10 protein-coding genes and 1 pseudogene are annotated in these 10,524 nt (G+C 34.0%); 7 read left to right on the plus strand and 4 right to left on the minus strand.

The features are described 5' to 3' along the window. The 4 genes and pseudogenes from SOY52_RS05925 to SOY52_RS05940 form a co-directional block, all read right to left on the minus strand. A pseudogene (locus SOY52_RS05925) lies at positions 1-200 on the minus strand (purine nucleoside phosphorylase DeoD-type); the annotation flags it as partial. A 2-nt stretch (positions 201-202) separates the two neighbouring features. Further along, positions 203-742: an anaerobic ribonucleoside-triphosphate reductase activating protein gene (gene nrdG / locus SOY52_RS05930; RefSeq protein WP_320848049.1), complete on the minus strand. Its 540-nt coding sequence runs from the start codon at positions 740-742 to the stop codon at positions 203-205. A gap of 58 nt (positions 743-800) precedes the next feature. Next, positions 801-2,957, minus strand: a complete 2,157-nt coding sequence (gene nrdD / locus SOY52_RS05935) for an anaerobic ribonucleoside-triphosphate reductase (RefSeq protein ID WP_320848050.1) — start codon at positions 2,955-2,957, stop codon at positions 801-803. 274 nt (positions 2,958-3,231) lie between these two features. Beyond that, positions 3,232-3,753 (minus strand): YcxB family protein, encoded by a 522-nt coding sequence (locus SOY52_RS05940; protein WP_320848051.1) that lies wholly within the window; start codon positions 3,751-3,753, stop codon positions 3,232-3,234. A gap of 65 nt (positions 3,754-3,818) precedes the next feature. Between SOY52_RS05940 and SOY52_RS05945 the strand changes: the two genes are divergently transcribed. From SOY52_RS05945 to SOY52_RS05975, 7 genes are all read left to right on the plus strand, one after another. Further along, complete coding sequence (locus tag SOY52_RS05945; protein WP_320848052.1) at positions 3,819-5,321, plus strand: sensor histidine kinase; 1,503 nt, start codon at positions 3,819-3,821, stop codon at positions 5,319-5,321. Next, on the plus strand, positions 5,314-6,084 hold the full coding sequence (locus SOY52_RS05950; protein WP_320848053.1) for a response regulator: 771 nt from the start codon (positions 5,314-5,316) through the stop codon (positions 6,082-6,084). Before SOY52_RS05945 ends, SOY52_RS05950 begins: the two co-directional genes overlap by 8 nt. Next, positions 6,081-7,070, plus strand: coding sequence for a TRAP transporter substrate-binding protein (locus SOY52_RS05955; protein ID WP_320848054.1), 990 nt, complete (start codon positions 6,081-6,083; stop codon positions 7,068-7,070). Before SOY52_RS05950 ends, SOY52_RS05955 begins: the two co-directional genes overlap by 4 nt. A 136-nt stretch (positions 7,071-7,206) precedes the next feature. Beyond that, on the plus strand, positions 7,207-8,223 hold the full coding sequence (locus SOY52_RS05960; protein ID WP_320848055.1) for a TRAP transporter substrate-binding protein: 1,017 nt from the start codon (positions 7,207-7,209) through the stop codon (positions 8,221-8,223). Between the two features lie 75 nt (positions 8,224-8,298). Next, positions 8,299-8,832, plus strand: a complete 534-nt coding sequence (locus SOY52_RS05965) for a TRAP transporter small permease (protein ID WP_320848056.1) — start codon at positions 8,299-8,301, stop codon at positions 8,830-8,832. Further along, positions 8,833-10,149 (plus strand): TRAP transporter large permease, encoded by a 1,317-nt coding sequence (locus SOY52_RS05970; RefSeq protein ID WP_320848057.1) that lies wholly within the window; start codon positions 8,833-8,835, stop codon positions 10,147-10,149. Positions 10,150-10,194: 45 nt separating this feature from the next. Beyond that, positions 10,195-10,524: DUF2200 family protein (locus tag SOY52_RS05975; RefSeq protein ID WP_320848058.1), on the plus strand; the 330-nt coding region annotated here is incomplete at its 3' end.

Below are 10,524 nucleotides of genomic sequence, written 5' to 3' on the forward strand. Positions count from 1 at the left end.
CCATCGCCCATACCACTTGCCATAACAGATACTTCTTTGCCTTTATATTTACCTGTGTATGCTAAAGCACCTCTTACTTCATTTACAAGCTTAATATCTTGTAAAAAGTTTTCAGCGATAAATTTTGCTCTTTTTGGATCTCCTGGCATCAATACAGAGGATGCGATTTCACCTTTTTTTGCACTATTGTGACAAGTCATTATCAAACTCCTATTCTACAATCTTTCCAAATTATTATCTGATTTTGTAAGAAAGTTGATTTTAAATCTATTATTCTTTGATTTCTACTTCCTCTAAACTGAAGGGAGATATCTTTTTCCTCTAAAATAAAACGCCCATCTACAAGTACATCACATAGCTTCAAAATCTCTTTAGCTGTTTTAGTTGCAGCTCTTGAAGGAATTTTACCTAGTAATTCTTCAAATGTAAAACCAGAATAAATCCAAATTGATTTATTTGGATATTTATCTCTGACTCTTTTTAAAAAAGGGAGAAGCACTTCTTGGTTTTCTACTTCCATTGGCTCTCCACCAAGAAGAGTTAAACCTTCAATGTAATAAGGCTCTAGGGATGCAATAATTTCATCTTCTACTTTGCGTGTAAACTCATTACCATATTTAAAATCCCAAGCCATTTGGTTAAAGCATTCTTTACAATGATGTCTGCAACCTGAAACAAAGAGAGAGGTCCTAACACCTTCTCCATTAGCGATGTCATAATATTTAATATTTGCGTAATTCATAAGTATAAAAATAATAATGAGGACATCATTCGACGTCCTCATATGTTTCGTTTTAATCTTAAAGATGAAGGACTCTATCTTTAATTTCTTCTGTTCTACCTTGGTTCCAATATTGAGTTCCAATATAGCCACAAGTTCTTCTTGCTACATTCATGGTATCTTGATCTCTGTTACCACAGTTTGGACACTCCCAAACAAGCTTACCATTATCGTTGACAATTTGAATCTCACCACTATAACCACATTTTTGGCAGTAGTCAGATTTTGTATTTAACTCTGCATACATAATGTTGTCGTAGATGAATTGGATAACTGCAATAACAGCTTCGATGTTGTTCTGCATATTAGGAACTTCAACATAGCTTACTGCACCACCAGTTGAGAGTGCTTGGAACTGTGCTTCAAATTTAAGCTTTGAGAAGGCATCGATTTCTTCTGTAACATTTACATGGTAGCTATTTGTGATATAACCCTTATCTGTTACTCCTTCAATGATACCAAATCTTCTTTGTAAGCACTTTGCAAACTTATATGTAGTACTCTCAATAGGGGTACCATATGGAGAGAAGGCAATGTTTGTTTCAGCCTTCCACTTTGCACACATATCATTCATGTGTTGCATTATAGAAAGAGCAAAACCTGTTGCACTTGGATCTGTATGACTCTTTCCTGTCATATAGCGAACACATTCACAAAGACCTGCATAACCAAGTGAAATTGTTGAATAACCTCCATAGAGGAGTTTATCAATTGGTTCACCTTTTTTAAGTCTTGCAATTGCACCATTTTGCCATAAGATAGGAGCTGCATCAGAAAGAGTTCCCTTTAAGCGATTATGGCGACACATAAGAGCTCTATAACAGAGGTCTAAGCGCTCATCAAAAATTTTCCAGAATGCATCCATGTCTTTGTGTGAGGAGAGAGCAACATCAACTAAGTTGATAGTTACAACACCTTGGTTAAAGCGTCCATAGAACTTGTAGTTACCATTTTCATCTTTCCAAGGGTTAAGAGCTGATCTACAACCCATAACAGGGAAACAGTTACCTTCCTTTAATTCCTTCATCTTCTTCTCTGAAATGTAATCAGGAACAAGACGCTTAGCAGAACATTGAGCTGCTAATTTTGTAAGGTAGAAGTACTTTGTACCTTCCTTAATATTATCCTCTTCGAGAACATAGATAAGCTTAGGAAATGCAGGTGTAATCCAGACACCAGCTTCATTTTTAACACCAAGAATTCTCTGCTTAAGCATCTCTTCGATGATGAGAGCAAGGTCATGCTTTTCAGAGTCACTCTTTGCCTCATTAAGGTACATAAATACAGTTAAGAAAGGTGCCTGACCGTTAGTAGTCATTAAAGTAATTACTTGGTATTGAATTGTCTGTACACCTTTTTTAATTTCATCAAGAAGACGCTTTTCAACAATGGCAGATTTAGTCTTTTCATCTGCATTGATTCCTAGCATCTGAATTTCTTCTTCAACGTTTCTTCTAATTTTTTCTCTAGAAATTTGAACAAATGGAGCAAGATGAGCAAGTGAAATAGATTGTCCACCATATTGGTTAGAAGCAACTTGAGCAATAATTTGTGTTGCAATGTTACAAGCTGTTGAGAAGCTATGTGGTTTTTCAATCATAGTTTCACTAATAACAGTACCGTTTTGTAACATATCTTCCAAATTTACTAAGTCACAGTTATGCATGTGCTGAGCATAATAGTCAGTATCATGGAAGTGGATAATACCTTCTTTATCTGCATCAACAATTTCCTTAGGAAGAAGAAGTCTTGCAGAAATATCACGGCTAACTTCACCAGCCATGTAGTCTCTCTGTACACTGTTAACGATAGGATTTTTATTTGAATTCTCCTGCTTAATTTCTTCATTGTTACATTCAATGAGACTTAAAATTCTATCGTCTGTTGTATTTGCTTTTCTAATTAATGATCTCTGGTAACGATATTTTACGTATTCTTTTGCAACTTCAAAAGCTCCGTTAGCCATGATCTGGTTTTCAACCATGTCTTGGATTTCTTCTACAGAAACCGCTCTTTTTAATTTCTCACATTTATACTGAATATAGTCTGCAGCATCCTTAATTTGGACTTCAGATAATTCATGTGAAACATTAGCATTATTTGCTTTTGTAATAGCAGTAATTATTTTGCTAATATCAAAATCAACTTCAGAACCATTTCTTTTTATTACTTTCATTTTAACCTCGGACACTGTCAACCATAGCATAGGTTTTTTGAATAAGCAAGTGGAAAATATACCATACTAAGAGTGGGTAAGGATAAACTAACACTATATCTAGTGTTGTATAAAATACAGGGCTATTATAGTTATATAACTTTAATAGGGAAAATTAGAACTTCTAGATAGACAAAATAATGTTGAAAACTTGTTGATAACTCAATAATTGTTGAACTTGACAGTAAATAAGAAAAAAAGAAAAATTTTTGTAAAAATTCTTTGTAGTGTCGTTTTATTTTCTTAAGTCTGTAATTTTGTTTTTAGTTCTCTTTTCTAATATAAAAATAACGTTATCCATATAATCTTTCATATCATTATATGGTAAAAGGAAAGCTCTTTGAGGAGTCATAAATAGGTAAAGGCACTCCTTTGTAAGGTAGATATGGTAAACTTGTTTATAGCGATATGTTACTTGTTCCTTTTCATTAGAAACAAAAATACCATCATCTTTATCTAGTATGTCTATAGTATACGCACATCTTGGTGGGTTTAAGTTTTGCATTTTTACTTGTTTATTTAATGATAAGAAAAATGAGATAAAGTAAACAGCAGGAACGCCTAGTCCGACTATTAACAAAACAGAACCAAGCAAAACTGCTCCATCAACAGTTTTCATTACAAAGCATATTATAGCTGAGAGTGTTAATATTGATGCAAAGATTACTGGACTTTTCCAGTATTTTAATCGTTTAAGGATATTAAAAATTGTAAAATCTCTAAATATTTTTTCGCTTATATTACAACTAATTTTCATAGCAATAATATAAATGAAAGGATAAAGCTTGAAAAGGTTTAATAAGCCATGATAATTTTTTAAATATGAAAAGAGAAAGAAAGAGTAAAAAGTATTCATCTGTTATTAGGATGTTTGTCTTTTTAATTGTCTTTATGTTCTCTCTATTACTTCAATTATCGCTATCGCAGGTAAGAAACAATGAGATTCTGTCTCCAATGATGGATAGAGGAAATGATGTTCAGGCGTTATCAGAATACCTATCAAAGTTGGAGGAGATAAATCATTATTTAGCTTCATATAGATGGGATTATGGTGATTTATCTGAACTTTTGATGAAAAAAAATGAGTTTGTTAATTACTCTGATTCAAAGCTGAAAACATTTGAATACCTCAAAAATAATTTTGGAGAGGAAGAGTATGTCCTATTTGAAGCAATGATTACAACAACTAAAAGTTTTTCCGATTTATTTGAACAAATAGTTAATCTTCAATTAATAGGATCTACTCCAGCTGCAACAAATTTATACTATGAAAAAATGAAGGATTGTGGTATTTTCCTTGCACAATATGCAAGAGAGCTTCTTGAAGTATTAATTAATAATAGTAGTAAGCTCTACACATCTCTAGGATTATTAAATGATGAATTAGAAAAACTTCAAACTTTAGCAATTATCATTATGATTTTTTTTGGTTGCTTTGTTGTTCATGATTTTATTCAAATTATTAGTTCAATGGATTTGTTTTCTAAGTCTGCAAAGGCTATTTCAGAAGGTAATCTTGATTGTCCTGATGTTGAAATAAAGGGATCTGCAGAGATAGAAAACCTTGCTGTTGTATTTAACGAGATGAAAAGATCAATGAAAAATCTTGTTAATGTTCTTGAAGATAAACACAAAATGGAGATTGAGCTTAAAGAAAAAGAAAATGAGGCAATTGAATTTGAATCAATATTGGAGCGGGAACAGCTTCAAAAGCTTAGAAGTCAAATTAATCCTCACTTTCTTTTCAACACATTAAATTTAACCATTTATAGTTCACGACAGGAGAAGGCTGTAAAAACTGAACGTTTATTAATTAGTCTTAGTAATCTTTTTAGGTATTCACTTGCAAGTAATGATTTTTATGCACCTTTATCATCAGAAATAAAAATAGTTAATGAATATTACATACTTTATCATGAGCGCTTTGGTGATAGATTGTTGCTTTTCTGGCATATTGATGATGAGATAGATGTAACTGAAACTTATGTTCCATCATTCATCTTACAACCTTTAGTCGAAAATAGCTTTAAATATGGAATTTTACCATTAGAACAAGGTGGATGCGTCGATATTTATGTGGAGCCTTTTGAAAGTGGAATTAAAATAATTGTTCATGATAATGGCTTAGGAATGAGTTCTGATGAATTAAAATTGATAGAAAATAGGATTTCAGAACATTCTGCAAGCGGTGAACATTTAGGACTATATAATGTAGCAGCAAGATTAAGACTTGGTGATAATGGTAGTATGAGTGTTAAATCTGAATTGAATAAAGGCACTGATATTGAATTGATAATAAAAAATACGGAGGCAAAAAATGTTTAGGATAGTTGTCGCTGATGATGAAAAAGCTGAAAGAGAGATGTTATCTCAATATCTTAAACAATCTTTTGGAGTTCAAGTAGATTTACGAGTTGTTGAAAATGGAAGGCAAGCCGCAACTATGGCCATTATTGCAGAGGCTGATATCGTTCTTCTTGATATCGAAATGCCTGGTATTTCTGGCTTGGAGGCTGCAAAGCTAATTCTTGAACAAAAGAAAGATGTAAAAATTATTTTTATCACAGCCTTTCCATTATTTTCATATGCTCAGGAAGCATTAAAACTTGGTGCTTCAGATTATATTTTAAAGCCTGTAGATAAAAATGATTTAATTCGTGCAGTTAAGGTTGCTATGGACCAAGTGGAAACACAAAAGCAGTTAACTCAAGTCGTAAGTCAAATAAATACTGAAAATAAAGATATAGAAAAAGAAAATATCTTGGTTCAGAAGGTTAGAAGATATTTACAGCATAACTATATGAGAGTTGATATCTCTCTCGATTCAGTTGCTGAAATGGTTAATTTAAATCCTACATACTTTTCAGCATTATTTAAAAAGGAATCAGGAATTAATTTCTTAGATTATCTTACTGATTTAAGAATTAATGCTGCAAAAGAATACCTAACAGATCCATTGAAGGGAGCTTCTGAAATAGCCTCCTTAGTTGGTTATGATTCTGCAGGGTATTTCACACGTGCATTTAAAAAACGTACAGGATTAACTCCTACAGAATATAGAAAAAGTCAAAAGAGGAATAATATATGATTTATATCCTCTTAATGTTGGTTCTTGTTCTATTTCCATCATGTAATAAAAGTAACGAGGATAATACAAAGCCTGAATTAATCTTACGTTATGCTGATAACCAGGCATCTAATTATCCTACTACCCAAGCAGCAATTAAGTTTTCTGAGTTAGTTTCAGATCGCACTCAAGGTAAAATAAAGATTATTATTTATCCAGATGGAACTCTTGGAAATGAAAATGAGGTATTAAAGCAAGTAATATTTGGAGGTATTGATTTTTCAAGATTTTCTCTTGGTACCTTTGCTTCTTATTTAAATGAATTTGAGGTATTAGAACTACCTTTTCTCTATCGTGATTCAGAGCATATGTGGAAAGTTTTAGATGGTGAAATAGGAAATTACTTTTTAACTCTTACTGAAGATAGTGAAATTGAAGGGCTTTCTTGGTTTGATGCAGGTGCTAGAAATTTCTATACAATTACTAAAGCAAATAGTATTTCTGATTTAAAGGATAGAGTAATACGAGTACAGGAATCAGATTTTATGAGTGCTGTAGTATCCGTAATTGGTGCAAATGCTGTTCAAATACCTTATAGTGATGTTTATTCTTCTCTTCAAACATTAAAAATTAATGGGGCTGAGAATAATTTCCCATCATACGTTTCTATGGGGCATAGTGAAGTCGCTAAATACATGCTCCTTGATGAACATATTAGAATTCCTGAGCTACAAGTAATGAGCAAAAAAACTTTCGAAAAGATTAATTCTATTAATCCTTCTTATATAGATATTATTAAGCAATGTGCTAAAGAAAGTGCTATATATGAAAGAGATCTTTGGAAGAAAGCAGAAGAGGATGCCCTAAAAAAGATGAAAGAGCAAGGGGTAATACTTACGGAAGTAACTGAGGAAGAGAAGTCATATTATCGAAAGCAAATTTCTTCATTATATGAAAATAGAACAGAAAAGGAAAAACAAATTATCAAAGCTATTCAAGATATGTAATTTTACATTTTTTTTGAATCTTTTCAAATTTTCAATTTTCTCTTGCGCTGTGAGTTTGGGTGCTTTAAGGTATTATAAAAAGGGGGAAGGAATTAATTACCTATCTTTCTTTAATCACACAGCAAGGAGATAAATAATGAAAAAGTTTTTAGCTGTATTACTCATCGCTCTTGTCGCAATGACAAGTGTTTTCGCTAATGGTTCTAATGAATCAACTGGTGCTGCTAAGCAGTCTGGTCCAGTTAAACTTGTTTATGCTGAAGTAAACCCACTCGATTCTATCGTAGGTATGACAGCTCAGTACTTCAAGGAACAGGTTGAAAGACTTACAAATGGTTCTGTTATCATCGATATCCAGGCAGCTGGTGTTCTCGGAAGTGAAAACGACGTTCTCGATTCAATGGTTGGTGGCGGTACTTCTGTAGATATTTCAAGAATTTCAGCATTCGCACTAACAAGCTATGGTGCACAGAAGTCAAAGCTTCTCTCAATCCCATTTACATTTGAATCAAGAGAGCACTTCTGGAACTTTGCTAATTCAGATCTTGCTTCAGAATTCCTCAATGAGCCACAGGAAATTGGTCTTCCACTCAGAGGTATCTTCTATGGTGAAGAAGGTTTCAGACACTTCTTTACAGTTAAGCCAGTTAAGGGCATTGCAGACTTCAAAGGCTTAAAGATTCGTGTATCTAACGACCCAGTTATGAACGGTATGGTTCAGGGACTTGGTGCTTCTCCTACAGTAGTATCATTTGGTGAACTCTATTCAGCTTTACAGACAGGTGTTGTTGATGGTGCTGAACAGCCAATTGCTAACTACAGATCTAATGCATTCCCAGAAGTAGCAAATACTCTCATCCTCGATGGTCACACACTCGGTGCTATCCAGGCAGTTATCACAGATACAGCATGGAACAAGCTTAACGACGAACAGAGAAATGCTATCATGGAAGCTGGTAGACTTACACAGGCTTACAATGCTCAGATTTCTGAAGCTAAAGAAAATGAAGTTCTCGACCTCCTCAAGGCTGAAGGTTGTAACGTAGTAGAAGTTGCAGATAAGACTCCATGGGCAAAGGCTTGTGAAAAGGTTATCACAGAGCAGACAAAGTCTAATGCAGCTCTCTACCAGAAGATTAAGGATCTCAAATAGTCTTTAATTTCTTTATTAATTCTCAGGCGCGGAGAATCACCCGCGCCTGTATTAGATTAAACAGGAGATAATTTTATGCCTAAATTCTTTGAAACGATGGATAAGATTAAACCTGCATATGACTGGACTTACAAAATTGTATTAATCATTTGTAAACTTTTGCTCATTGCTGATATTCTTATTACATCTTATGCAGTAGCAGGTAGACTATTAGGTCCATATATTCCATTCTTAACTGACCCAGCATGGACAGAAGAAGTTGTTCTTACTTGTATGTCTTATATGGCTGTACTTTCTGCTGCCCTCTCTATTAGACGTGGCGCACACATCAGAATGACTGCATTTGATAGATATATTCCAAAAACAGCTCTAAGAATTCTTGATATTATTGCTGATATTGCAGTTCTTGCTCTTGGCTTTATCATGTTATTTGTTGGTTGGAGATATACTTCAACTCTTGGTAGCAGAGGCTTCTACGTTTCACTTCCTTGGTTAAGCCGTTTCTGGATGTACTTCCCGGTACCTCTTGCAGGTTTTGCAATGGTTATTTTTGAGCTTGAAGCAATTTACAACCATGTTAAATTATTTTTTGTTAAGGAGGATAAATAAATGGATACACAGTCTTTAGCTATTTTGGTACTCCTTGGCTCTTTTTTTGTAATGATTTTCCTACGTTTCCCAATTGCATATGCAGTAGGTCTTTCATCAGTATTCTGTATGTTAGTTCAGGGAAACAGCCTTAACGATGTATGTCGTTTGATGGTTAAAGGTATTTCATCATTCTCATTAATGGCAGTTCCATTCTTTATTACAATGGGTGTATTAATGGGTTCTGGTGGTATTTCAGATAAACTCATCGCACTTGCTAACTCATGTGTAGGTTGGATGAGAGGTGGTCTTGCACAGGTAAACGTTGTAGCTTCTTACTTCTTTGGTGGTATTTCTGGTTCAGCTAGTGCAGATACAGCTTCTCTTGGATCTATTCTTATCCCAATGATGGTTGATGAAGGCTATGATGCTGACTTCTCAACAGCTGTTACAATTACTTCTTCATGTGAAGGTCTCTTAGTACCTCCATCACATAACATGGTAATTTATGCAACAACTGCTGGTGGTATTTCTGTTGGTAGCCTCTTCCTTGCTGGTTATTTACCTGCAGCACTCTTAGCAGCATCCCTCATGATTGGTTCATATATTATCTCTGTTAAGAGAGGGTACCCAAAGGGAGAAAAATTCAGCCTCAAGAAATTCATCGTCCAGCTTGGTAAGTCAATATGGGCACTTGCTGCAGTAATTATTGTAGTAGTAGGTGTAGTAGGTGGTTTATTTACAGCTACTGAATCTGCAGCTATCGCAGTAATTTACTCATTAATTGTATCTGTATTTATCTACAAAGGTCTTAACTGGAAGGGCGTTTGGAAGGCTCTCGAAGAGTGTATTAATACTCTCTCAATAGTACTTATTCTTATTGCAACATCTTCTGTATTTGGTTATTGTCTTACAACTTTACATGTACCTGATATGGCAGCAGCTGCAATTACATCACTTACAAGTAATAGAGTTGTATTAATCCTCTTACTTAACCTTATCCTTCTTGTACTTGGTTGTATCATGGATATGGCACCAATCATCTTGATTGCAACTCCTATCTTACTTCCAATTGCAACAGGTATTTGCGGACTTGACCCAATTCAGTTTGGTATCATGGTTGTTCTTAACTGTGGTATTGGTCTTCTTACTCCTCCTGTTGGTGCAGTACTCTTCATCGGTTCTGCAGTTGGTAAGACTCCAATGGAAAAAGTTGTTAAGGCAACACTTCCATTCTATGCTTGTATGATTCTTTGTCTATTATTGGTTTCATTCATTCCACAAATTAGCTTGATTATCCCAGAGCTTTTAGGTGGATATACTCCAGTTCTTAGATAACTTTCTTTTTGGGTCTCCTAACAAAAGGGGACCCTCATTGTTTGTATGGAAAAAGTATTTAATTATAAATTTTCAAAAATTTACACTCTGCTTTTGAATAAGGTTGTAAGAAAAAATAGAAGTGAAGCAGAAATGCTCTCTTGCATCACTTGGCTTACAGGTTATCAAGAGGAAGAGATAAAAAAATTAACTTTATCAGATATTAGTTATAAAGAATTCTTTGTTAATGCACCTAAAATGAATGAAAAACGATTTAACGTTAAGGGAAGTATTTGTGGGGTTAAAATCGATTCTATCGAAGATCCAATATATAAAGATATTAGAATCCTTGATAAATTAATTGATGATTTAGCTAAAGGCAAAAGTCTTGAGAAG

This window comes from Bullifex sp., assembly GCF_034103065.1.
Taxonomy (GTDB): domain Bacteria; phylum Spirochaetota; class Spirochaetia; order Sphaerochaetales; family Sphaerochaetaceae; genus Bullifex.